22 protein-coding genes are annotated in these 22,676 nt (G+C 32.5%); 16 read left to right on the top strand and 6 right to left on the bottom strand.

Annotated elements, in window-relative coordinates; all coding sequences use genetic code 11:
• The first annotated feature begins 126 nt into the window (after positions 1-126).
• Genes ACUUYC_RS10330 through ACUUYC_RS10300 form a run of 7 tightly spaced genes read left to right on the top strand, consistent with a single transcriptional unit; the run spans position 127 to position 7,389 of the window.
• Positions 127-1,197, top strand: a complete 1,071-nt coding sequence (locus tag ACUUYC_RS10330; RefSeq protein WP_474265722.1) for a radical SAM protein — start codon at positions 127-129, stop codon at positions 1,195-1,197.
• 2 nt (positions 1,198-1,199) lie between these two features.
• Positions 1,200-2,183 (top strand): SGNH/GDSL hydrolase family protein, encoded by a 984-nt coding sequence (locus ACUUYC_RS10325; protein WP_474265719.1) that lies wholly within the window; start codon positions 1,200-1,202, stop codon positions 2,181-2,183.
• Positions 2,173-3,693 carry a B12-binding domain-containing radical SAM protein gene (locus tag ACUUYC_RS10320; protein ID WP_474265717.1) on the top strand — a complete coding sequence of 507 codons (1,521 nt, stop codon included), beginning with the start codon at positions 2,173-2,175 and terminating at the stop codon, positions 3,691-3,693. The genes ACUUYC_RS10325 and ACUUYC_RS10320 overlap by 11 nt, the downstream gene beginning before the upstream one ends.
• A gap of 11 nt (positions 3,694-3,704) precedes the next feature.
• The gene (locus ACUUYC_RS10315) at positions 3,705-4,361 is read left to right on the top strand and encodes a methyltransferase (RefSeq protein ID WP_474265715.1); all 657 of its coding nucleotides are present in this window, start codon (positions 3,705-3,707) and stop codon (positions 4,359-4,361) included.
• A 5-nt stretch (positions 4,362-4,366) separates the two neighbouring features.
• Positions 4,367-5,332, top strand: coding sequence for an acyltransferase family protein (locus ACUUYC_RS10310; RefSeq protein WP_474265713.1), 966 nt, complete (start codon positions 4,367-4,369; stop codon positions 5,330-5,332).
• Between the two features lie 55 nt (positions 5,333-5,387).
• A complete protein-coding gene (locus tag ACUUYC_RS10305) occupies positions 5,388-6,545 on the top strand; it encodes a hypothetical protein (protein ID WP_474265712.1) in 1,158 nt (385 codons plus the stop codon).
• A 13-nt stretch (positions 6,546-6,558) separates the two neighbouring features.
• Complete coding sequence (locus ACUUYC_RS10300) at positions 6,559-7,389, top strand: TerC family protein (protein WP_474265710.1); 831 nt, start codon at positions 6,559-6,561, stop codon at positions 7,387-7,389.
• Between the two features lie 73 nt (positions 7,390-7,462).
• Here ACUUYC_RS10300 and ACUUYC_RS10295 read toward each other — a convergent pair whose 3' ends face one another.
• Complete coding sequence (locus tag ACUUYC_RS10295) at positions 7,463-8,464, bottom strand: hypothetical protein (RefSeq protein WP_474265708.1); 1,002 nt, start codon at positions 8,462-8,464, stop codon at positions 7,463-7,465.
• A 276-nt stretch (positions 8,465-8,740) separates the two neighbouring features.
• On the opposite strand from ACUUYC_RS10295, the gene rplM reads away from it, so the two are divergent.
• The 4 genes from rplM to tsf all read left to right on the top strand — a co-directional run bounded on the left by rplM (position 8,741) and on the right by tsf (position 11,676).
• Entirely contained in the window at positions 8,741-9,196 is a 456-nt protein-coding gene (gene rplM / locus ACUUYC_RS10290; RefSeq protein ID WP_474265706.1) for a 50S ribosomal protein L13, read from the top strand.
• Position 9,197: 1 nt separating this feature from the next.
• Complete coding sequence (gene rpsI, locus ACUUYC_RS10285) at positions 9,198-9,584, top strand: 30S ribosomal protein S9 (RefSeq protein WP_474265705.1); 387 nt, start codon at positions 9,198-9,200, stop codon at positions 9,582-9,584.
• Between the two features lie 168 nt (positions 9,585-9,752).
• The gene (gene rpsB / locus ACUUYC_RS10280) at positions 9,753-10,604 is read left to right on the top strand and encodes a 30S ribosomal protein S2 (protein ID WP_474265704.1); all 852 of its coding nucleotides are present in this window, start codon (positions 9,753-9,755) and stop codon (positions 10,602-10,604) included.
• A 106-nt stretch (positions 10,605-10,710) separates the two neighbouring features.
• Positions 10,711-11,676 carry a translation elongation factor Ts gene (gene tsf / locus ACUUYC_RS10275; protein WP_474265702.1) on the top strand — a complete coding sequence of 322 codons (966 nt, stop codon included), beginning with the start codon at positions 10,711-10,713 and terminating at the stop codon, positions 11,674-11,676.
• An 84-nt stretch (positions 11,677-11,760) separates the two neighbouring features.
• Here the strand turns inward: tsf and ACUUYC_RS10270 are convergent, their stop codons facing one another.
• The 3 genes from ACUUYC_RS10270 to ACUUYC_RS10260 all read right to left on the bottom strand — a co-directional run bounded on the left by ACUUYC_RS10270 (position 11,761) and on the right by ACUUYC_RS10260 (position 13,290).
• A complete protein-coding gene (locus tag ACUUYC_RS10270; protein WP_474265701.1) occupies positions 11,761-12,009 on the bottom strand; it encodes a hypothetical protein in 249 nt (82 codons plus the stop codon).
• Between the two features lie 432 nt (positions 12,010-12,441).
• Positions 12,442-12,696 carry a hypothetical protein gene (locus ACUUYC_RS10265; protein ID WP_474265699.1) on the bottom strand — a complete coding sequence of 85 codons (255 nt, stop codon included), beginning with the start codon at positions 12,694-12,696 and terminating at the stop codon, positions 12,442-12,444.
• Positions 12,697-13,080: 384 nt separating this feature from the next.
• A complete protein-coding gene (locus ACUUYC_RS10260; RefSeq protein ID WP_474265697.1) occupies positions 13,081-13,290 on the bottom strand; it encodes a hypothetical protein in 210 nt (69 codons plus the stop codon).
• A 360-nt stretch (positions 13,291-13,650) separates the two neighbouring features.
• Between ACUUYC_RS10260 and pyrH the strand changes: the two genes are divergently transcribed.
• From pyrH to asnS, 5 genes are all read left to right on the top strand, one after another.
• Positions 13,651-14,358: a UMP kinase gene (gene pyrH, locus ACUUYC_RS10255; protein ID WP_474265695.1), complete on the top strand. Its 708-nt coding sequence runs from the start codon at positions 13,651-13,653 to the stop codon at positions 14,356-14,358.
• A 112-nt stretch (positions 14,359-14,470) separates the two neighbouring features.
• The gene (gene frr, locus ACUUYC_RS10250) at positions 14,471-15,025 is read left to right on the top strand and encodes a ribosome recycling factor (RefSeq protein WP_474265694.1); all 555 of its coding nucleotides are present in this window, start codon (positions 14,471-14,473) and stop codon (positions 15,023-15,025) included.
• 183 nt (positions 15,026-15,208) lie between these two features.
• The gene (locus ACUUYC_RS10245) at positions 15,209-17,731 is read left to right on the top strand and encodes a DUF5686 and carboxypeptidase-like regulatory domain-containing protein (RefSeq protein ID WP_474265693.1); all 2,523 of its coding nucleotides are present in this window, start codon (positions 15,209-15,211) and stop codon (positions 17,729-17,731) included.
• A gap of 49 nt (positions 17,732-17,780) precedes the next feature.
• Entirely contained in the window at positions 17,781-20,201 is a 2,421-nt protein-coding gene (locus ACUUYC_RS10240) for an efflux RND transporter permease subunit (RefSeq protein WP_474265692.1), read from the top strand.
• A 358-nt stretch (positions 20,202-20,559) separates the two neighbouring features.
• On the top strand, positions 20,560-22,002 hold the full coding sequence (asnS, locus tag ACUUYC_RS10235; RefSeq protein ID WP_474265691.1) for an asparagine--tRNA ligase: 1,443 nt from the start codon (positions 20,560-20,562) through the stop codon (positions 22,000-22,002).
• 80 nt (positions 22,003-22,082) lie between these two features.
• On the opposite strand, the gene ACUUYC_RS10230 is transcribed toward asnS, so the two are convergent.
• Both ACUUYC_RS10230 and ACUUYC_RS10225 read right to left on the bottom strand, forming a co-directional pair.
• Positions 22,083-22,334: a hypothetical protein gene (locus tag ACUUYC_RS10230; protein WP_474265690.1), complete on the bottom strand. Its 252-nt coding sequence runs from the start codon at positions 22,332-22,334 to the stop codon at positions 22,083-22,085.
• 22 nt (positions 22,335-22,356) lie between these two features.
• The gene (locus ACUUYC_RS10225) at positions 22,357-22,602 is read right to left on the bottom strand and encodes a hypothetical protein (RefSeq protein ID WP_474265689.1); all 246 of its coding nucleotides are present in this window, start codon (positions 22,600-22,602) and stop codon (positions 22,357-22,359) included.
• Positions 22,603-22,676 lie beyond the last annotated feature (74 nt).

Raw genomic sequence — 22,676 nt, 5'->3', positions numbered from 1 at the left:
AAAAATAGAAGTTATTTAAGCTTCATTTAAGCAGATATGATGTTTTGTTAATTTAAAATGTAAATTTGAGGACAAATTTTGCTATTTGATTTGTAGATTTACAATGTTGTAGAAAAAGAACGGATAATGAGTATCGCCAAGTTAAAAAATTTAAACAAAAAAGTTTTCCCAAGTAATTATGTTTTTGCTCCCGAATGGATTATTCTAGGCGTAAATAATGTATGTAATCTACATTGCAAAATGTGTGATGTTGGTACGAAAAACTTAGATTCAAATTTTGCACAAAACTTAGTAGGAACTCATCCGATAAATATGCCATTACCATTGATTGAAAAAATTATGGATCAGATGGCAGATCTTTACCCTACTTCAAAAGTAGCATATGCATTTACCGAACCATTAGTGTATCCGCACTTGGAAGCTTCTTTACAATATGCTAAACAAAAAGGTATTGAAACTTCTATTACGACAAACGCACTTACATTACGACAAAAAGCAAAAATAGTAGCACATACTTCTATTTATATTTCATTGGATGGACCACAAGATATTCATAACGAAATTAGAGGTCATAAAAAATCATTTCAGAAAGCTGTAGAAGGTATTGAAGCTGTTTTAGCCATCAATCCAAACGCTACGATTGGTATTTTTTGTGTGATCACAGAATGGAATATTGGGCATTTGGTTGAGTTTTTAGACTTCTTTAAAGATTATCCATTGCAACAAATCGGATTTATGCACTCTAATTTTGTAGAGCAAGACATTGCAGATACGCACAATCAAGTTTGGGCAAATTCATATCCTGCAACAGCTTCTAATACAGATGAAGTTAATGTCGACAATTTGGATTTAGAATTGCTTTGGGATGAAATTGCAACGATAAAATCTAATAATTATAAATTTCCAGTAAGTTTTTCTCCTGAAATTGCTTCCAAAGAAAAGCTTAATGAATATTATCATAAACCAGCAGTACAGATTGGAAAAATGTGTAATGATGTGTTTACCAACGTGATGATTAAATCGGACGGAAGCATCATTCCTGCACATGGAAGATGTTATAATTTAGAGTTAGGAAATATTTACGAAGAGAACTTAAAGCAAATCTGGAATGGACGTGTTTTGTCAAAATTCCGCTCAACACTTTCTAAAAATGGTGGTTTATTGCCAGCTTGTAGTCGTTGTTGTAGTGCTTTTTAAGCATGAAAAAACAACTAAAATTTAAAATCGTTTCCATCGGAATAGGAATTTTACTCAGTTTATTTTTGGGTGAAATTATTGCTAGAGTTTACTTTTTTGGCGGCGCAGCATTTTCGTATTCACTCACAAATTCGTTTGGAATTTTTGATAATTCAGGATTGATAAAATATTCCGATTCAGACGATTTAGTATACGAATTACTTCCAAATTTAGACACAAAATATAAGTTAGTTGATTTTAAAACCAATGCAGAAGGTTTTCGCGATCGAAATCATGAAGTACATTCAAATGCTTTAAAAATAGCTGTTTTGGGAGATTCCTTTACCATGGGAACTGGCGTGCACGAAGAAGATATGTTCGTGCCTACAACAGAAAATTTATTGAACAAACTAGATCAGGAATATAATTATGAAGCATTCAATTTTGGTGTTTCTGGTTATGCATTAACAAGTTACAAAAAGGTTTTAGAACGAAATGCACTCAAATACAATCCTGATTTGGTTGTAATTGGATTTTGTGCTCACAACGATCATTATCGAATTGGAACAGATTTTTCTCTGGACGATTTTACCATAAAGCCGAAAAAAAATGTGTTTTGGGATTCGTATTTAAAGAAATTACTAACAATTAAATTAAATGCTAAAATAATAGAACCGATTCCTTATGAAGCGGAACATGCAAAATATATTGATAAGCAATTTCAAGATTTTCAAGATATTTTCACTAAAAGTAACAGCAAAGGACTCGTTTTTTATATGGATTTTGTATACGATCCAATCCACGTAGCGGAAATACGTTTCTTAGCCGAGAAAAATAATTTATTATTTTTAGATGTTTCTGAGTTTTTTCATGATAAAAACCTATTTAAGTACATTGTAAACGAATTAGATCCACATCCTAACGGAAAAGCCAATCAAATCTTTGCAGATAAACTTTCAAGCTTTATTTTAGCAAATCGAAACGAGATATTCAATAATGGGAAATAAAATCATCATATTCAATCCAAGAAGTGCTAATGCAAAGCATCGTTTACCGAATACTATTATTCAGGTTGGCGCAGCAATTCATGGAAAGTATGACTACGTTTTTGTAGATGGAAACATGGAAACGGATCCATGGGAAAAAATTTCTGGTTATTTCGCTACAGGCGAATACAAATATTTCTGTCTCACAGTAATGCCTGGACCGCAATTGAAACAAGCAATTCCGTATGCTAGAAAGATTAAGGAAAAGTATCCCGAAGCGATCAATATTTGGGGCGGATATTTTGCATCTAACCAACATAAAGCCTGTTTAAATTCTGGTTATGTTGATTATATCATCAACGGACCTGGAGATAATACATTCCCAAAGTTATTGGATGTTTTAGAAGGAAAGAGCGATGAAAAACTCATGTTGATTCGTAACTTGATTTTCAAAAACGAAGAAGGGAAAATTATTGAAACGGTTAAAGAAGCTTTACTCGATCAAGATTCTTTACCGCCATATCCATACGAATATTTCAATACGTTTTATCCGCTAGAAGGTTATTTAGCAAAGACTTTTATGGGTCGAAGAACATTTGCATATCACTCAAGTATGGGTTGTCCTTTTAGTTGTTCTTTTTGTGCAGTAGTACCAATTTATAATGCAAAGTGGAAAGCCAAAGCTGCTTCTACGATTTATAAAGATTTAAAATATTTTAAAGAAAAATATCAAATTGATGCGGTAGAGTTTCACGATAATAACTTTTTTACGTCTCGTAAACGTGTGATGGAATTTTCTAAACTCGTAATGGACGATAATATTGAATGGTGGGGCGAAGGACGAATTGATACGATTAATAAATATTCTGACGAAGAATTACATTACATGCGAAAAGCTGGTTGCCGCATGATGTTTTTAGGTGCTGAAACAGGAAATGACGAAGTGTTGAAGCAAATGAACAAAGGTGGAACACAATCGGGTCAAATGATCAAAGATTTTGTGAAACGCATGAAAGATGTTGATATCATTCCTGAATTATCGTTTGTATTAGGTTTGCCAGGACCTGATGAAAAGAAAGTATACGAACAGATTTTGTGGGATATTAATTTTATTCGTGAAATTAAATCAATCAATCCAGATTCTGAGATTATTATTTACCTATACAGTCCTGTACCAACTGAAGGTTCTGAATTGTATAAGCAAATTACAGATGCAGGATTTTCATTTCCATCAACTTTGGAAGAATGGATTGAACCAAGTTGGGAAAAATTCGATTTACGAAGAAATCCATTAACACCTTGGTTAAAACCGTATATGATTGATAAGATTCAAAATTTTGAAACCGTACTGAATGGGTATTACCCAACAGCTTCCGATTTCAGAATTAAAGGGTATAAGAAAACATTGTTGAAATTAGTTTCTGGATATCGTTTTAAATATGGTTGGTATAAGTTTCCATATGAAATTAAGGTTTTACATAAAATTTGGAAATATCGTCAACCAGAAATTGAAGGTTTCTACTCAGAATAATTTACAGAAATATGTTTAAGAAGCTCAGAAAGATCATATTTCCTATTGCGAAATTTTTCTTTGATAAATATACTGTAAAGGAACGAAAGTACACGTATGAAGGTATTACGGTACAAATTAATGAAGAAGTATTTCCGCCAAAATTTACCATCAGCACAAGAATTCTTTTAGAATATATAAAGCCATTAAACATAGCAGATAAAAAAATTTTGGAACTCGGCTGTGGCTCAGGAATTGTATCGCTTTTTGCTGCTTCAAAAGGTGCAAGCGTAACTGCTTCTGATATTAATCAAACTGCTATTACTATTCTTAAAGAGGCTTCTATTAAAAATAAAATCCCATTGAATGTTGTGTATTCTGATTTGTTTGAAAATCTTTCCGATCAAACATTTGAGTACATTATTATAAATCCGCCGTATTATCCAAAAGCGCCACAGAACGACAAAGAACGTGCTTGGTTTTGTGGTGAGAATTTTGAATACTTTGAAAAACTATTTGCACAACTTCCACAGCATTTGGCACCAAATACTTGGATGATTTTATCGGAAGATTGCGAAATTGAACACATCAAACAATTGGCAGTTAAAAATGGACTTTCGTTTACGCTAATTTTAGAAAAAAGTGTCGTAAAGGAGAAAAACTATATCTTTAGTATTCAAAAATCATAGAAGCTTTGCAAACTACTTCGCGAAACATACTGCTAGATATTTTAAAAATTATTGCTGCGCTATTTGTGATTGGCACGCATTGCGGTTTTTTATTTGAATATAGTGAAGTAGCATCTCAAACTGTTACAAACGGAATTTTCAGAATTGCCGTTCCATTTTTTTTCTGCATTAACGGTTTCTTTTTATTTAATATATTTAAAAATGATCGCATCAAGATCTGGTTAAAACGCGTTGGTATTTTATATCTCGTTTGGATGTTGATTTACAGCTATTTTTGGGTGTATTTAAATGATTTTAATTTGTTAAAAATTATTTCAACATTAGTATTTGGTTTTAACCATTTATGGTATTTGGCTGCACTTTTACTTGGCGGATTGGTATTATATCAACTTCGAAATCTTTCAAACACAGTATTAATTATAAGCACGTTTATTTTATTTTTGATTGGAATTATCATTCAATATTTAGGACAACTTCATGTGTTCTCACAACACATCATATTAGATAAGTTGATTAATTATCCTCCATTACATCGAAATTTTTTACTGTTCGCATTGCCGCTTTTATGTATTGGCTATGTAATAAGACGCACAAATTTTCATACTAAACTCAGCAAACAATTTGTCACAGGCTTACTCATTATAAGCTTGATTTTTCTAATTGCAGAAAATTTGATTACCTATTATTTTGTAACAGGCGAAGCGATTCTCAACACGTATCTTTCTTATGTATTCTTAGCTCCAGCATTGTTAATTGCAGCATTTACTTTCAAAATTACATCTAGCCTTAATAGTAAACTATTGTCATCATATTCAATTGCGCTCTATTTAATACATCCGCTAATTATTGTTTTGATTACTAGCTTTTTTAAAATAGAATCAACACCTTTAACCTTTATAACAATTATAGTGTCTGGAATTGCAAGTTATCTATTAATTGAAGTCAACAAAAAATTAAAATATATTTTATAAACTCATTCTATTCGTGAAAAGCAAACTCAAATTCGCCTATATATTATTTAGAAATATGCTAATCATTTTTCTTTTATTAGAAATTGGTTTGGGCATTTTTTATAGCTACCATGATGAAAGTGGCATTGATGGAAATACCGAACGTATTATTGCTTCTGGCTTGTACGAAGGTGATGGAATGGATGATGAATCTATAAAAGAACTTTTTAGAGAACTTCGTCAACAAGACATGCAATGGGAACCCTATTTACATTATCGTTTTAAACCCATGAATGGGAAACACAATACGATTTATGAAAACGGACTCCGAAAAACTGTCAACCCAAGTTTAAAAGATTCGGCAACAGCCTTAAAAATATTCTGCTTTGGCGGTTCTACTATGTATAGCTCTGGTTCACGTGACGAACATACAATTCCGTCAGAATTATCAAAACTGATTCAGACTAATTTCCCTGATCAAAATGTGGAAGTGACCAATTTTGGTTGTCATGGATATACACGTGCTACAGAGAATATTCAGCTACAGCGTGAACTCGTTAAAAACAACATTCCTGATATTGTGATTTTTTATGATGGTGTAAATGAAGTTATTTCTGGACACCAAAATAATGAAGCAGGATCGCCTACGAATGCGTATAACAGGAAAAAGGAATTCAAAATTGCACACAGCTACAAGAAGCGTATTCGCTTGATGGTATATTCGAGTAATCTATACAGATTCATTACTACTTTGCAACGTAAGCTTTTTTCAAAATCTACCTATGCGCAATTAGGTTCACGTCCTGATGCATTGGCTACAGATATTGCGGAAAACTATATTGGCTTGGTAAAAATCTCGAAAAGCTTGGAAGATGAATATGGTTTTAAAGTGTTCAATTTTATGCAACCAAATATTTATTCAAAAAAGAGTTTGACAACATACGAACAATGGTCTTACGAAAGTCATCAGTATTATGAAAACCTATATACGCTGTCGTACGAAACGGTTCGCAAAGACTCTTTAATGATAAACGACCCAACTTTTTTAGACATCAGCAATGTATTTGACAATGCAGAAAAAACAATTTATTTCGACTTTTGCCATACAGGCGAACTTGGAAATAAAATGGTCGCTTACAAAATGTTAGCAAACATACAATCGTTACTTACACCAAAAACTCAAGAAACTGTAACAATATCTGAAACTGAACAACTAACAACAGTCAATAAATAATTATATATAAAACATGGAACAACTTTTAACCTTAGATAGTCTTTTTACTTTGTTTATGCTTGTGCTTTTACAAGCAGTATTAGGATTTGACAATTTATTATACATCTCGTTAGAATCACAAAAAGCACCAAAAGACAAACAGTCATATGTTCGAAAAATGGGTGTTGGTTTGGCAATTGTATTACGAATTGTATTATTATTTGTGTTGGTAAAATTAATCTCTTATTTCCAATCACCATTTTTCTCCATGCATAGCAACTCTATTGTAGAATTTGATTTTAATGGACATAGTTTGATTGTATTGGTCGGTGGAATTTTTATCATTTATACTGCTGTAAAAGAAATTTGGCACATGATGTTAATGAAAGAACATGCCGAAACCGAAGAAGTAAAAAGCAAAAAATCTGTAAAAAGTGTCGTAACATGGATTGTAATTATGAACTTGGTATTCTCGTTTGATTCTATACTAAGTGCGATGGCATTAACAAGCGATATGGACACAACGCCTCAACTAATTTTAATGACTGTTGCCGTTATTTTAGGTGGATTATTAATGATTGTGATGGCTGACAAAGTATCAGACTTTTTACAGAAAAACAAAATGTATGAAGTTCTCGGATTATTTATTCTTTTTATTGTCGGAATCATGTTATTATCCGAAGGTGGTCATTTAGCACACATACACTTATTTGGAAATCCAATAACGCCAATGAGCAAAACCACTTTCTACTTTGTCATTATTACGTTAGTGATTATAGATATTGTACAAGGTCGTTACCAAAAGAATTTATTAGCTAAAAAAGAACAACTAAATAAAGCTGCTGAAGAAAACGAAAAAATGTAATGTCATTCCGCACTTGTTGCGGAATCCACTACAATATAAATTACAGATTTCTGCCTTTGCAGGAATGACGAAATTAATCTAGTTTGATTTCTGTCTGCAAAAAATCGCTCAGCACTACATTACCATTATTATTAATATGTGGATCGTTGGCAAAATACAAACGATTATTAACAGAGTCGTTTGCTTGAAAAGCTTCTAAAGGATTTAATTGTGTCACATTTGTGAATGCTTTTAAATCCTTTTTTGCTTGCGCGAAGAATGGATAATCTGCTTGTTGTATTGCAGCTTTATCATCAAACGTAGCACCTAAACTATTTAAATTGTTCAGATAATAATCATTCACTTGCGTACAATGTGGAATCCAAACCAAATACACAGGAACATCATTTGGGATGGTTTCTAAAAAAGTTTGCATATATCCTAGCCAAGCCTCATAACGTACCTTAAAAGGTGTTTTTAACATAAAAGTATCATTAAAATATGCTGCATCAAAGTTTAAAAAAAGCTTCGTTCGCTGATCATAATAATCAACTCTAAACTCATCAGTTGCCATTGTATACGTTCTATTATTTATACGCGGACTAAAAACGGCAGCTTTATGATTCAAATACGGAATACTCAAAAAATGATCGGAAGCTTCCCAATACAAGTTTCGAGCTATTGAAAATTTTTCCCAACTCCACAAATGATCTACATCTGTCAAATCGTTTCCAACATATATTTGATAAATAACAGCTTTTGGTTGATGCTTTTTAATTTTTGCTTTCGCGAATGTATTCACTTGCCGAATTCCAATTCCAGGCACACTTACATTCACAAAAGATACATTTGGATTTTGTTGCTTTAGCTTATCTATATAATTGATCTCTTTTGCTGTTGCAGAAAAAGAATCACCAAACACTAAAAAATCTACAGAAGGCTTAGCAATAGTTGCTTTCGTATTCAAATGAGAAGTTTCAGACTTATAAAAATCAATAATTGAATTTCGATACAAAATTTCAAACAGCACAAATGTTATCATACCTATAATGATAGCATTCACTAAAAACTTTCGTATTTTTGGGATGAATTTCATTTCAAAATTTTGGTTAAAGATACTCCTAAAATTAAGTTTTTTAAATATTTTTCAATAGTTTGAAATGAGCTTTATCAGAATGCATACTTCTAATTAGTAGCACAAATAATGAATACTAGTTGACTCAATTCTCAAATTAAAAGTAAGCGAGTGAAAACCAATACATTTAACTATTTTCAGTATTCTTCTCAATGTATTTGTTATCTACAGAATAAATCATACCTTTGCAGACTCTTTTTAAGAGATAGGAATGTTTAATAATTAAATAAAATTAGTGTGGACACATTAAGCTACAAAACAATTTCAGCGAACAAAGCTACTGCAGATAAGCAATGGGTTTTGATTGATGCTGAAGGACAGACGCTAGGGCGTATGGCTTCTAAGGTAGCAAAAATACTTAGAGGTAAGTACAAGCCTAGCTTTACACCACATGCTGATTGCGGAGATAATGTTGTAATTATCAATGCAGAGAAAATCATCTTAACTGGAAACAAGTGGACTGACAAATCTTATATTCGTCACACAGGTTATCCAGGTGGTCAAAGATCGCTAACAGCTACGGAACTTTTTGAAAAAGATCCAGCAAAATTAGTGGAAAAATCAGTGAAAGGAATGTTACCAAAAAACAAATTAGGTAGCGCATTATTCCGTAACCTAAAAGTTTATGTTGGTACTGAGCACGGACAAGAAGCTCAAAAGCCAACAACTATTAACTTAAATGATTTAACGTAACATGGAAGTTATTCACAAAATTGGTCGTAGAAAGACGGCTGTTGCTCGTGTATATGTTACTCCAGGAACTGGAAACATTACCGTAAACAAAAAAGCATTTGAAACGTATTTCCCAACACCTACGTTACAGTACAAAGTAAAGCAACCATTTGCTTTAACAGAAACTGTTGACGCGTATGACGTAAACGTAAATGTTTATGGTGGAGGATCTACTGGACAAGCAGAAGCTGTTCGTTTAGCAATCTCAAGAGTTTTATGTGAGATTGATGCTGAAAACAGATTAGCATTGAAACCAGAAGGATTACTAACAAGAGATCCAAGAATGGTTGAACGTAAGAAATTTGGACAGAAGAAAGCTCGTAAGAAGTTCCAATTCTCGAAACGTTAATTTTTATCGTTTTTACAAAAAAACGTACAGTTCATTTATTATTGAAATTAAAAACATGTTGTCGTTGTTTCGCACAGCGAAAATTAGTTTAGCATCTAAATAGATAAGACCAATGCAAATTGCTACTTACCTATTGCTAATTCAACGGAACGTAAACTATTTACAAAAATGGCAAATAACATAGAAGTAAAAGACTTACTTGATGCAGGTGTACACTTTGGTCACTTGACAAGAAAATGGGATCCAAACATGGCGCCGTACATCTACATGGAGCGCAATGGAATCCACATCATTAACTTATATAAGACTGCAGCAAAAATCGAAGAAGCTAACGAAGCTTTAAAGAAAATTGCAGCATCTGGTAGAAAAATACTTTTCGTAGCTACCAAAAAACAAGCAAAAGACATTGTTGCTGAAAAAGCAGGGAATGCTAACATGCCTTACATCACTGAAAGATGGCCAGGTGGAATGTTAACAAACTTTGTAACGATCAGAAAAGCTGTTAAAAAAATGGCTTCTATTGATAGAATGAAGAAAGATGGGACGTTCATGACTTTATCTAAAAAAGAACGTTTACAAGTTGATCGTTTAAGAGCTAAGTTAGAGAAAAACTTAGGTTCTATCAATGACATGACACGTCTTCCAGGTGCGTTATTCGTAGTTGACATCAAGCGTGAACATATCGCGATTAAAGAAGCTCAAAAATTAAACATTCCAATTTTTGCAATGGTTGATACAAATTCTGACCCAAGAGAGGTTGATTATGTAATTCCTGCAAATGATGATGCTTCTAAATCAATCGAGAACATTTTGACGCACGTAACTGATGCAGTTATCGAAGGATTATCTGAAAGAAAAGCTGAAAAAGAAGCTAAGAAAGCTGAAAAAGAAGTTGCTGCTGCTGCTCCAAAAGCGGAAGCTAAAAAAGCTGCTCCAGCTCCAAAGGCTGAAACTCCAGCTGCTCCAAAAGCAGAAGCTCCGGCTGAAGCTGCTCCAGCAAAAAAAGAAGAAACAAAATAATTATTATTTAACGTTGATACGTTAATTCATCAAAGACGAATACCTAGTTTTATTGCTGGTTTTAAAAAATGATGAATTGACGTGTTAACATTAAAACAAAAATAAAATGGCAAAAATTACAGCCGCAGAAGTAGGTAAATTAAGAAAAGCTACAGGTGCAGGAATGATGGACTGCAAAAAAGCATTAGTAGAAGCAGAAGGTGACTTCGATAAAGCTATTGACATTCTTCGTAAAAAAGGACAAAAGATCGCTGATAAAAGAGCTGATCGTGATTCTTCAGAAGGTGTAGCTGCTGCTAAAGTAAATGAAAACAATACTGCTGGTGTTGCAATTGTTTTAGGATGTGAAACTGATTTCGTTGGTAAAAACGAAAGTTTTGTTGCCTTAGCAAAAGAATTTGCAAACTTAGCTATTGGATTCAATACAAAAGAAGAGTTTTTAGCTGCTGATTTCGGTGGAATTACAGTTGCTGAGAAGTTAATTGAGCAAACTGGTGTAATTGGTGAGAAAATTGACTTAAACGCTTTTGATAAAATCGAAGCTGCTTATGTTGGTTCATATGTTCACATCAATAAAATTGCTGCTGTTGTTGGATTATCTTCAGCTGTTGATAACGCAGATGTTTTAGCAAAAGACTTAGCAATGCAAATTGCATCTATGGGAGCTACTACATTATCTTACAAAGATTTCGATCCAACTTTTGTTGCCTCTGAAACAGAAGCAAGAATTGCTGCTATTGAAAAAGATAACGAAGAATTAGCTCGTTTAGGAAAAACATTGAAAAATGTTCCTCAATACATTTCTATGTCTCAGTTAAGCGAAGAAGTTTTAGCAAAAGCGGAAGCTGATGCAAAAGCTGAATTAGCTGCAGAAGGAAAACCAGAGAAAATTTGGGATCGTATCTTACCAGGGAAAATGGAAAGATTCATTTCTGATAACACTACGTTAGACAAAGAAAAATGTTTATTAGACCAAGACTTTATCAAAGACGAAAAGTCTACAGTTGCTAAATACGTTTCTTCTTATGGAGAAGTTGAAGTAACAGGTTTCAAACGTGTATCTTTAGGATAAATAAATATAACTCTTCAGGGTTATTAGCATAAAAAAAGGGTTGTCAATTGACAACCCTTTTTATTTGTAACTACACAAATGCTCTTAACAAACGTTTCCAATAATTGTTTTCATACCACAATCCAATCCGCAAGTTGCACCATTTAATACCGTAAGACATTGTCTTTGCGTATCTGGCAATGTTTGATCACAACACACATTAGCTACCGCTGTGATTGTTGCAAAGCAAGCTTGTGCTTCACTGTATGTTGTAACCGAGCCTCCTCCCTTTACATTGGACAAGTTAGATACATTAATCTTGTTTAACCCTAATTTTAAATTTTGTTTTTTCATGATTTTAATTTTTAAATAATTAATACTTTGAAAAATTGCGCGCCTTTTTCATACACCGAATCTATAGAAAATCATTTCTAAAAACACTACAGAATGTATAAGCGTAGTACATTTTGTACAAGCGTTGTAATTTTTGTTAATATCCTTAACACTTGTAAGCTTTCTATATCAAAACATCACCATTCTATAATGTAAAAAGGCTTGTCAATTATGACAAGCCTTTTTACATTATAGACCAAAATTATTTTTTTAATTAATATTAATAATCAAGTTTTCTAGTAATACCTTCGTACACCTATTTTTAATCACTTGTTAATCTTTGCAACTTACACTTGGTCAGATTGAAAATGAAGTTGAGTTGCAGATAGCTGCAACCCAACTTTTACATAGAATGTATAATAATTTATGGAATACAAACTTTAGTACTCATTACTATAATCCTGGATAAGGAACTGTAATTGTTAAAGTACAGTATAATGTTTCATGATTATCATCATCACATCCTGGATGTCCGGAATGACATGTAGTCACTTGTGTATCTGGACATTCTTCAGACCCTAAAACCGGACAACAAATATTACCCAATTGTGTAATTGTGTGCGCTTGTTTTGGGCCTCCTCCTCTGATATTTGACAAATTAGATACATTAATCTTGTTTAAGCCTAATTTTAATTTTTGTTTTTTCATAATTTTAATTTTTAAATAATTAATACTTTGAAAAATTGTGCACCTTTTTCATATTTTAAAATTATAGAAAAGAATTTCTAAAAACACCACAAAATGTATAAGCGTAGTATATTTTGTGTAAGCGTAGCATTTTATGTTAATTTCTTAACAATTACATGTTTCAACACGGAAAACAGTTTCTTTTTTATAGTTTTCCATAATAATCTAGATTAAAAAATAACGTGTTACAATTTAGTAACAGGTTTCAGACGTGCACTTTTAGAATAAACAAAATACTCTCGGAATCATAAGTAGCATAAAAAAAGAGCTGTACACATACAACTCTTTTAATTAATCATAACTACCAACTATTTATAAAGCACAGTTGACATGCTTTATCATGGATTACCCACATAAACAATGTGTAATTGCTGTACAACCTCTACTTGTAGTACCATAACATGTAGTAAGTTGCGTATCAAGACATGCATCTGTATGATCTGGATCAACAATTACTGGGCAAGTACAACTTATTGTCTCTATTCCACCTTTGATTGAAGATAAATTAGATACATTAATCTTGTTTAGCCCTAATTTTAAATTTTGTTTTTTCATGATTTTAATTTTTAAAGATTTACACAATAATACAAGATGTAATATTCTTAAAATAAGATCAATACTCTAGATTTATGAATTGTAACAATAAAAAAATTAAGGATTTTACTGTATAATTATAATGTAAATTCATAATATATTTCATCAATTTACGTACAGTCGAAATTTATGAATTGTAAGCTTCTTTTTTGAATTTTAATATCTGTAAGATATACAGTTTCTTAGTAAAATAGAATCAACATTTATTATATGGTTTTTAAAATATTAGCATTTCTACTAAAACAAAATAAGGAACACTACTAAAAACATTTTTGTACACTTCATTATTTGTTATATTTGCAAAACTCATCACTACAAGCAATGCAATACAAAAGAATTTTACTAAAATTATCAGGCGAAGCGCTCATGGGCGAAAGACAATATGGAATTGATCCAAAACGTTTAGCCGAATATGCCGAAGAGATTAAAAAAGTAGTCGATTTAGGAATAGAAGTAGCCATCGTTATTGGTGGTGGAAATATATTTAGAGGTGTTGCAGGTGCAAGTAACGGAATGGATCGCGTACAAGGAGATCACATGGGAATGTTAGCAACTGTCATTAATGGCTTGGCATTACAAAGCGCCTTGGAAGATGCAGATGTTCATACACGTTTGCTTACAGCTTTAGAAATTAAAGAAGTTGCAGAACCGTATATTAAACGAAAAGCAATTCGTCATTTGGAAAAAGGACGTGTTGTTATTTTTGGTGCTGGAACTGGAAACCCATATTTCACAACGGATTCTGCCGCTGTATTGCGGGCTATAGAAGTAAGCGCGGATGTTATTTTGAAAGGAACACGTGTTGACGGAATTTACAATGAAGATCCTGAAAAAAACACAGCTGCTGTAAAGTTTGATCATATTTCGTTTGACGAAGTATTAAAACAAGGATTAAAAGTAATGGACACAACTGCTTTTACCTTAAGTCAAGAAAACGAATTGCCAATTATTGTATTTGACATGAATACACATGGAAACTTACTCAAAGTAGTTTCAGGAGAAAAAATCGGAACTAAAGTAAACCTGTAATATAAAATCTGGCGTAGTTTTTGATTTTATTCAAATAATTACAAAAAAATATTTTAAATTAGTAATGATATAGAAAGTACTATCACGACTTTCATTAATAATTTTCAACAGCATGAACGAAGACATTAAATTTATTATAGATACGACAAAAGAATCTATGGATAACGCTATTACACACTTAAATAAGCAATTATTAGGAATTAGAGCTGGAAAAGCTTCTCCTGCAATGCTATCAAGTGTAATGGTTGATTATTACGGTTCTCAGACACCATTATCACAAGTTGCAAATGTAAACAGCACAGATGCACGTACCATTACAATTCAACCTTGGGAAAAAAGTATGATTCAAGAAATTGAAAGAGGAATAATGCTTGCAAATCTTGGTTTTAATCCTATGAATAATGGTGAATCTGTAATTATCAATGTACCTGCATTAACAGAAGAACGCCGTAGAGATTTAGCAAAACAATCAAAAGGTGAAGTCGATCATGGTAAAATTGGTATCAGAAATGCACGTCAAGAAGCAAATAAAGAAATTAAAGGTTTAGATGTTTCTGAAGATGTAAAGAAAAATGCAGAAATTGATGTGCAAGGACTAACAGATAGTTATATCAAAAAGATCGATGAAATATACGTCATAAAAGAAAAAGAAATTATGACCGTTTAAAAACGTTAAACTTATAATAAACTAATAATAAGGCGGCCAGTGGTCGCTTTATTTTTTGTAACATTATACCATATTATTCGTTATACTTATAAGCCTTGAGAAATATGTCATAACTAAGAAGTTATTCAAAATGAATATAATGATTGATAATTTCTCATTAGACATCTAAAAATAATTCAACAGATGAAAAAATCTTTACTGATTTTTATTTTACTATTCTCCACTATTGCTGCATTTGCACAACAAACAATATCAGGAGTTGTAACTGACAAACAAACAAAAGAATCATTACCTTTTGCCAACATATTTATAGCTGCTTCTAAAGGAACAATTACGGATGCAGAAGGAAAATTTGTCTTAAACTTAAAAAAAGAAATTACATCTATTCGTGTTTCTTACATTGGCTACAAAACGATTACGATTCCCGTAGATAATACTACTTCGTACTTAAAGATAACCTTAGAGCCTTCTCAAGAATCATTAGACGCTGTTGTTTTATACAATAAAGAAAATCCTGCATTGCAAATTATGCGTGATGCTATAAAGCTTAAAAAAGAAAACGATCCTGAACGTAAACTAAATTCGTTCAAACTAAATTCATATAATAAACTTTTAGTTACTGCAAACCCTGATTCCATTAACGGACAAGTAGATTCTATTTACACAAAAAAGGATGGAGAACTCGTCTTCAAAGAAGTAGACTCATCAAATTATAGTTTTAAGAAAGATATGGCACGAAGCCATATTTATATGACTGAAAAAGTTAGTGAAGTTTCGTTTAGCTCTTCTAAAGGAAAGCGTGAGAAAATTTTAGCGACACGTATGGCTGGTTTTAAAGAGCCAATCTATGAGATACTAGGTATCAAAATTCAGTCGTTCTCTTTCTACAAGAACCAATATGAACTTTTTGGAACTTCTTATACAGGTCCAATGGCTGGAAATGCATTGTCAAAATACAATTACAAAATATTAGATACAGTTAGTAACAGCAATCGTGAATCATATATGATTTATTACAGTCCAAAAAAGAAAGGTAAAACTTCTGGACTGGAAGGTATTCTATATATAGACAGACAATCATACGCTTTACAAAAAGGAATTGCAGAAATAAAAGGTGTAATTGACATTAAGGCAGAACAAAATTTTGATTACAATCAAACATTTGAAGTTTGGTTTCCAACAGATAAAGAAATTCAAATTCGCAAAGGAAAAACAGATGATTCTGTCTCACTCTTTGGACAAACTGTCAAAGTGCAACGTGGAACACAACAAGACAGTATAAATACGGTTCGTAGCAATGAGCAAGAAGTTAGCGATTTTATTTATTTAACTTCAAAAACAAAAAACTTTGATCTTGCTATCAACAAACCTGTAAGCATTAAAGGACGCGGATTGGCTATTGAAATTGACGATAAAGCACATAATAGAAATGAAGAGTTTTGGAATCAATATCGTACGGACAGTATTACGAAAAGAGGAAGAGAAACGTATGTAGTATTAGATAGTGTTATTGCTGAAGATGGTGTTGAAAAAGATATTTATCTAGCTCGAAAAATCCTTAAAGGTTATTATCCGACAAAATACATCGATTTAGATTTGCGTTATTTAATAAAATACAACAACTACGAAGCATTCCGTTTGGGACTTGGCGGTGTTACCAATGCAAATTTTTCTACCAAATACAGATTAAATGGTTACGGAGTATACGGAACACGTGATAAAGATTTTAAATTTGGTTTTGGCGCTGCAGCGCGATTAGACAAACGTACACAAACTTGGTTTGGAATGTCATACACAGATGATTTGGTAGAAACAGGAAGTTCCCGATTCATCACAGACAGACGCGCATTCTCACTATTTGAACCACGATTATTTAATATTGATTTATTCTATGAAGTTAAACGACTGACAGCAAACATAGAACATCAAATTACAGCAAAAGCACATGCCAACTTCATGGTTTCTAGAAGTAACGTAGAATCAACCTATGATTATGGTTTTGTAAACAATGGAGAAATCTTTAATGCATACGACATTACAGAAGCCACGTTTGCCGTGCAATGGAATCCGTTTAGTGAATATATGCAAACACGCCATGGACGAACAGAAATCAAAAAAGGATTTCCACAATTTGCAGTTCAAGCAACTCAAAGTTTTGATGGTTTCATTGGTGGCGATTTCAATTACACCAAACTAGATGCTAGAATAGTACATGAAATAACGCCTATTGACAAAGGTGTTACCTCATTTTTAGTAAAAGGTGGATTAGGTATTGGAGATATTCCAATATCTCATTTATATCACACATCACCAAATAACCCTAACAAAGACGTATTATTACAACGTTTTTCAATTGCTGGAAGAAACAGTTTTGAAACGATGTACTTCAATGAATTTTTCTCAGACAAATATGCCATGTTTCAGGCAAAACATAAGTTCAAGCCATTTAAAATTACAAAAGGTTTCCGCCCGGAATTGACTCTAATTACGCGACATACTATTGGTGACGCTAAAAACATTGATCGTCATTTAGGACAACAATTTAACTCACTAAAACACGGGTATTCTGAATCTGGTTTTGAAATCAATAAACTCTTTGCTGGTTTTGGACTTAATTTTATGTACAGATATGGTGCATATCATTTACCTGAGTTACAAGATAACATCTCATTTAAATTTACATACTATTTTAGTTTAGGATTTTAAGCCTGACTTCATTCGTTTTTCATAAATTTGCACGAGCAAAAATGATATAATGATTAAATGGATAAATACACGGTTTTGGGCAAGTGTTGCTAGATTAATTCTTAGAAATAGAATTATCATTCTAACACTTGTAGTAGCCATGACTATCTTTTTAGGTTGGCAATGGAAAAACATGCGATTTTCCTACACAGAAGCCAACTTACTTCCTGACGATCACATTGTTAACGTAGAATACAATAAGTTTCTTGATATTTTTGGTGAAGAAGGAAACCTCATTATTCTTGCCGTAAAAGACTCATCACTTTTCACTCCTGAAAATTTTAACGCCTGGAATCGACTAAGTAAACAATTCAATGCAAAACCAGAAGTTTCAGCAGTTATTTCTACCGAAAATCTCAAAAAACTAATAAAGGATAACGAAAACGAAAGTTTTACACTCAAAGATTTAGTTTCTGGAGAAGTAAAAACACAAGCTGAAGTTGATGAAATAAAAAATGAACTGTTCAACAATCTTCCATTTTACGAAAGTTTATTGTTTAATGATGAACAAACCATTCGAACGGCCGTTTATCTTGACAAAGAAATTGTAAATACAATTGTTCGTAAAGATTTCATTTATGATGAAGTATTGCCACTGATTGAAAATTTTGAAAACGAAACAGGACTCGATTTACGCGTTTCGGGAATGCCATACATTCGTACGTTAAACTCACAAAACATTGTAGACGAAATTGGCTTATTTATTGGCGCAGCTTTATTAATAACAAGTTTAATATTCTTCTTCTTTTTCCGTTCGTTCCGAGCAACTTTCATTTCAATGGTTGTGGTTATTGTTGGTGTCATGTGGGCATTCGGAATCTTAGGATTATTACATTATGAAATCACGGTATTAACAGCATTAATTCCACCTTTGATCATCGTTATTGGAATTCCGAATTGTATTTTCTTCATTAATAAATATCAGCAAGAAATAAAAAAACACGGAAACCAAGCCAAATCATTACAACGTGTAATTTCTAAAATTGGAAATGCTACACTAATGACAAACGTAACAACTGCAGCAGGTTTTGCAACGTTTATCATTACAGAAAGTAAGTTACTAAAAGAGTTCGGTATTGTAGCTTCCATCAACATCATTGCTATTTTTATACTATCGTTATTAATCATTCCGGTTATCTATAGTTTTATGGCGCTGCCGAAAGAAAAACATCTTAATCATTTAAACAAACGTTGGATTAGTGGTTTTGTCGGTTGGATGGAAAATATGGTGCGTAATCACAGAGTTGCTGTTTATATTACTTCTGTTATTTTATTAGCATTAAGCATTATTGGAATCTATCAAATACGTATTTCAGGAAGTTTGATTGAAGATATGCCACAACGCGCAGATTTCTTTAAAGATATTCGCTTTTTCGAAGAAGAGTTTGACGGAATTATGCCATTGGAAATTATGATTGATACAGATCGTAAAAATGGTGTTACAAAGCTTTCCACATTAAAACGCATGGAAAAGTTTGAAGAAATCATTCTTGAAACGCCCGAATTGTCAAAACCAATGTCCATTGTGAGCTTGGCTAAATATTCGCGTCAAGCATTTTTTGGAGGTTTGGCAAAAAACTACACCTTACCTTCATCAAACGAGAATACGTTAATTTCAGCGTATGCTGTAAAATCTAAATCGAACACAAACTTACTAAACAGTTTTGTCGATTCTACAGGTCAATATGCACGTATCACAACCTTTATGAAAGATATTGGTACGGACAAAATGGAACGTATTGAAGAAAATCTACAAGCACAAATAAACAAAACATTCAAAGGAAAATACAAAGTCACCATGACTGGGAAAGCGCTTGTTTTCTTGAAAGGGACAAAATACTTAGTCGATAACTTAATCATGTCGTTATCCTTAGCAATTTTCTTGATTTCGTTATTTATGGCGTATTTATTCCGTTCATTCCGAATGATTTTAATTTCATTAGTACCAAACTTGCTTCCATTACTCATTACAGCCGGAATGATGGGCTTTTTAGGCGTTCCTATAAAACCATCTACCATTTTGGTATTTAGTATTGCTTTTGGTATTTCTGTGGATGACACGATACATTTCTTAGCAAAATACAGACAAGAACTCCGAAGTAACAACTGGAAAATTCGCAAATCGGTATATGCTGCTTTACGCGAAACTGGCGTAAGTATGTTTTATACATCCATTGTATTATTCTTTGGATTCTCGGTGTTTATGATTTCTAGTTTTGGTGGAACAGTCGCTTTAGGCGGATTGGTTTCAGCTACATTACTTTTTGCTATGTTGGCAAACTTATTACTATTACCTTCATTATTGCTTTCGCTAGAAAGAAGTATTGCAAACAAACGTGTTTTAAAAGAACCAAACTTTAGAATTCTTCCTGAAAAAGAAAATAGAAAACTATCAGAGCTTACTCGAAAAAATGATGAAGTTGAAGATTAAGACAAAATCAAACAGTGAAAAGTTACTACAAAAAAATAAAGCCTGAAGTTGTTGTTACAACATTCAGACTCTATTAGGTTCCCCCAAACCTACCTTAATTTACTTAATCATTGAAGACAAATTAAGATTACAATTGATTAATAGCCATTACAAATATATGTCATGATCAAGCGTTTATACAAGGGGAAAAATCCCCTTTTTAGTAGGTAAATCCCTTTTATTTTCGGGTATTTATACGCTTTTACGAATTATTATACAAAAAGAACATATACTTCTTACAAAACACCTATATTTTTATTCGTTCACTTTTCATTAGTTTTCTCTAATGAACTATATTTGTCGCCTAAATATTATCAAAATGAAATCATACACCGTAGCTGAGTTATTAAACTCAGAAACATTAGTACAAGAAGTTATTGTAAAAGGTTGGGTACGAACGTTTAGAGCAAATCGTTTTATTGCTTTAAATGATGGTTCTACAATTCATAATATTCAATGTGTTGTTGATTTTGAAAATATGAATGAAGATACTTTAAAACGTATTACAACTGGAGCTGCTGTTTCTATTAAAGGAGAGTTGATTGAAAGTCAAGGAAAAGGACAAAAAGTAGAAGTTAAAGTAAGCGAGGTTACTATTTTAGGTGATGCTGATCCGGAAGAAGTATCAAAAACTATACTTCAACAAAAAAGACACACATTAGAAAAATTACGTGAACAAGCACATTTACGCACACGTACAAATACATTTAGTGCTGTAATGCGTTTGCGTTCATCTTTATCTTTTGCAATTCATAAATATTTCAATGATAATGGATTTTATAACATGCACACACCACTCATCACAGGAAGTGATGCCGAAGGTGCTGGAGAAATGTTTAGAGTTACGACATTAGACCCTAAAAATCCGCCATTGAATGAAGAAGGAAATGTAGATTACACAAAAGACTTCTTCGGAAAGGAAACCAACTTAACGGTTTCTGGACAGTTAGAAGCTGAAACCTACGCAATGTCGTTAGGAAAAGTATATACATTTGGACCAACGTTTAGAGCTGAGAATTCAAACACATCACGTCACTTGTCTGAATTTTGGATGATTGAGCCAGAAGTTGCGTTTATGGATTTAAGCGGAAATATGGACTTAGCAGAAGATTTTATGAAATCGGTGCTTTCATATATTTTGGAGCGCAATGCTGACGATTTAGCTTTCTTGGAAAACAGATTAATTCAAGAAGATAAATCAAAACCACAAGCTGAGCGTAGCGAAATGACCTTAACGGAAAAATTACGTTTTGTAGTTGAAAACAACTTTAAGCGTGTTAGTTATACAGAAGCAATTGATATTTTACGCAATTCGAAACCAAATAAGAAGAAGAAATTCAAATATTTAATTAACGAATGGGGCGCAGATTTACAAAGTGAACATGAACGTTTCTTGGTAGAAAAGCATTTTAAATGTCCTGTGATTTTATTTGATTATCCTGCAAATATCAAAGCATTTTATATGCGTTTGAACGAAGATGAAAAAACCGTACGTGCTATGGATATTTTATTCCCAGGTATTGGAGAAATTATTGGTGGTGCACAACGTGAAGAGCGTTTGGATGTATTGAAAAAGAAAATGGCTGCTTTAGATATTCCTGAAGAAGAACTATGGTGGTATTTAGATCTTCGTAAATACGGAACTGCTGTACACTCAGGTTTTGGACTTGGTTTTGAACGTTTGGTAATGTTTGCAACAGGAATGAGCAATATTAGAGATGTAATTCCTTATCCAAGAACACCGCAAAACGCAGAATTTTAAAAAAGATAACATTATATATAAAAGCAGCTAAGAAATTCTTAGCTGCTTTTTTTATACCTTAAAACTATGCTATGTATTGTCTAAAAATCAAACATACATGAAGGACATAGTGAATCTTTAGAATTCCAAATGGCTTCACATATATCTGGTCGTATATCTTTTGAAATTAAAGGTGCTGGCGGATTCGTTGCCGTAGTACAGTTTAGAACCACACTTGCTGTTCCACAATGAAAACTTCCTGGCGCGCCTCCTACTACTTTAACTCCGTTTAATATTGACACTTTATTTTTATTAAGTGACAATTTTCTAAGATTTACTTTTTGTTTTTTCATAATATAATTTATTTAAGTTAGTTTAACACAGACACATTGTAATGCATGATTCATAATTTTTTGTAATAAGCGGTGGCGGATCAATTGGAGGCCAATTTGTTGTTGTAACAACTGTATTTGTAGTAGTAATTACTGTTGTATTAATAAGATTTGTACAGATTACAATAAATTTTGTTTTTTCAATTTCGCCTCCATGTACAGTTTCCATGTTTGCAATAGTTCGTTTTTGAAGCTTTAGTTTCTTCAACTTCATTTTACGTTTTTTCATAATTTTTACGTTTTAATTAAATTCATAATGGTTTAAATCGTGATGCAGACGTAAAATCCGTTTTCAGTAGATGT

The sequence above is a fragment of the Kordia sp. E genome, from assembly GCF_056033805.1.
Note: the sequence above shows the minus strand (reverse complement) of the source record. Positions and strands in the feature narration are given on the sequence as shown.

Excerpts from the sequence above, each read along its gene's own strand:
- rpsB (WP_474265704.1), top strand. The coding sequence starts at position 9,753 with ATGGCAAATAACATAGAAGTAAAAGACTTACTTGATGCAGGTGTACAC.
- ACUUYC_RS10300 (WP_474265710.1), top strand. The coding sequence starts at position 6,559 with ATGGAACAACTTTTAACCTTAGATAGTCTTTTTACTTTGTTTATGCTT.
- ACUUYC_RS10330 (WP_474265722.1), top strand. The coding sequence starts at position 127 with ATGAGTATCGCCAAGTTAAAAAATTTAAACAAAAAAGTTTTCCCAAGT.
- ACUUYC_RS10270 (WP_474265701.1), bottom strand. The coding sequence starts at position 12,009 with ATGAAAAAACAAAATTTAAAATTAGGGTTAAACAAGATTAATGTATCT.
- ACUUYC_RS10260 (WP_474265697.1), bottom strand. The coding sequence starts at position 13,290 with ATGAAAAAACAAAATTTAAAATTAGGGCTAAACAAGATTAATGTATCT.
- ACUUYC_RS10325 (WP_474265719.1), top strand. The coding sequence starts at position 1,200 with ATGAAAAAACAACTAAAATTTAAAATCGTTTCCATCGGAATAGGAATT.
- rpsI (WP_474265705.1), top strand. The coding sequence starts at position 9,198 with ATGGAAGTTATTCACAAAATTGGTCGTAGAAAGACGGCTGTTGCTCGT.
- ACUUYC_RS10320 (WP_474265717.1), top strand. The coding sequence starts at position 2,173 with ATGGGAAATAAAATCATCATATTCAATCCAAGAAGTGCTAATGCAAAG.
- ACUUYC_RS10315 (WP_474265715.1), top strand. The coding sequence starts at position 3,705 with ATGTTTAAGAAGCTCAGAAAGATCATATTTCCTATTGCGAAATTTTTC.
- ACUUYC_RS10265 (WP_474265699.1), bottom strand. The coding sequence starts at position 12,696 with ATGAAAAAACAAAAATTAAAATTAGGCTTAAACAAGATTAATGTATCT.
- ACUUYC_RS10225 (WP_474265689.1), bottom strand. The coding sequence starts at position 22,602 with ATGAAAAAACGTAAAATGAAGTTGAAGAAACTAAAGCTTCAAAAACGA.
- ACUUYC_RS10305 (WP_474265712.1), top strand. The coding sequence starts at position 5,388 with ATGCTAATCATTTTTCTTTTATTAGAAATTGGTTTGGGCATTTTTTAT.
- ACUUYC_RS10245 (WP_474265693.1), top strand. The coding sequence starts at position 15,209 with ATGAAAAAATCTTTACTGATTTTTATTTTACTATTCTCCACTATTGCT.
- frr (WP_474265694.1), top strand. The coding sequence starts at position 14,471 with ATGAACGAAGACATTAAATTTATTATAGATACGACAAAAGAATCTATG.
- tsf (WP_474265702.1), top strand. The coding sequence starts at position 10,711 with ATGGCAAAAATTACAGCCGCAGAAGTAGGTAAATTAAGAAAAGCTACA.
- asnS (WP_474265691.1), top strand. The coding sequence starts at position 20,560 with ATGAAATCATACACCGTAGCTGAGTTATTAAACTCAGAAACATTAGTA.
- ACUUYC_RS10295 (WP_474265708.1), bottom strand. The coding sequence starts at position 8,464 with ATGAAATTCATCCCAAAAATACGAAAGTTTTTAGTGAATGCTATCATT.
- pyrH (WP_474265695.1), top strand. The coding sequence starts at position 13,651 with ATGCAATACAAAAGAATTTTACTAAAATTATCAGGCGAAGCGCTCATG.
- ACUUYC_RS10240 (WP_474265692.1), top strand. The coding sequence starts at position 17,781 with ATGATTAAATGGATAAATACACGGTTTTGGGCAAGTGTTGCTAGATTA.
- ACUUYC_RS10230 (WP_474265690.1), bottom strand. The coding sequence starts at position 22,334 with ATGAAAAAACAAAAAGTAAATCTTAGAAAATTGTCACTTAATAAAAAT.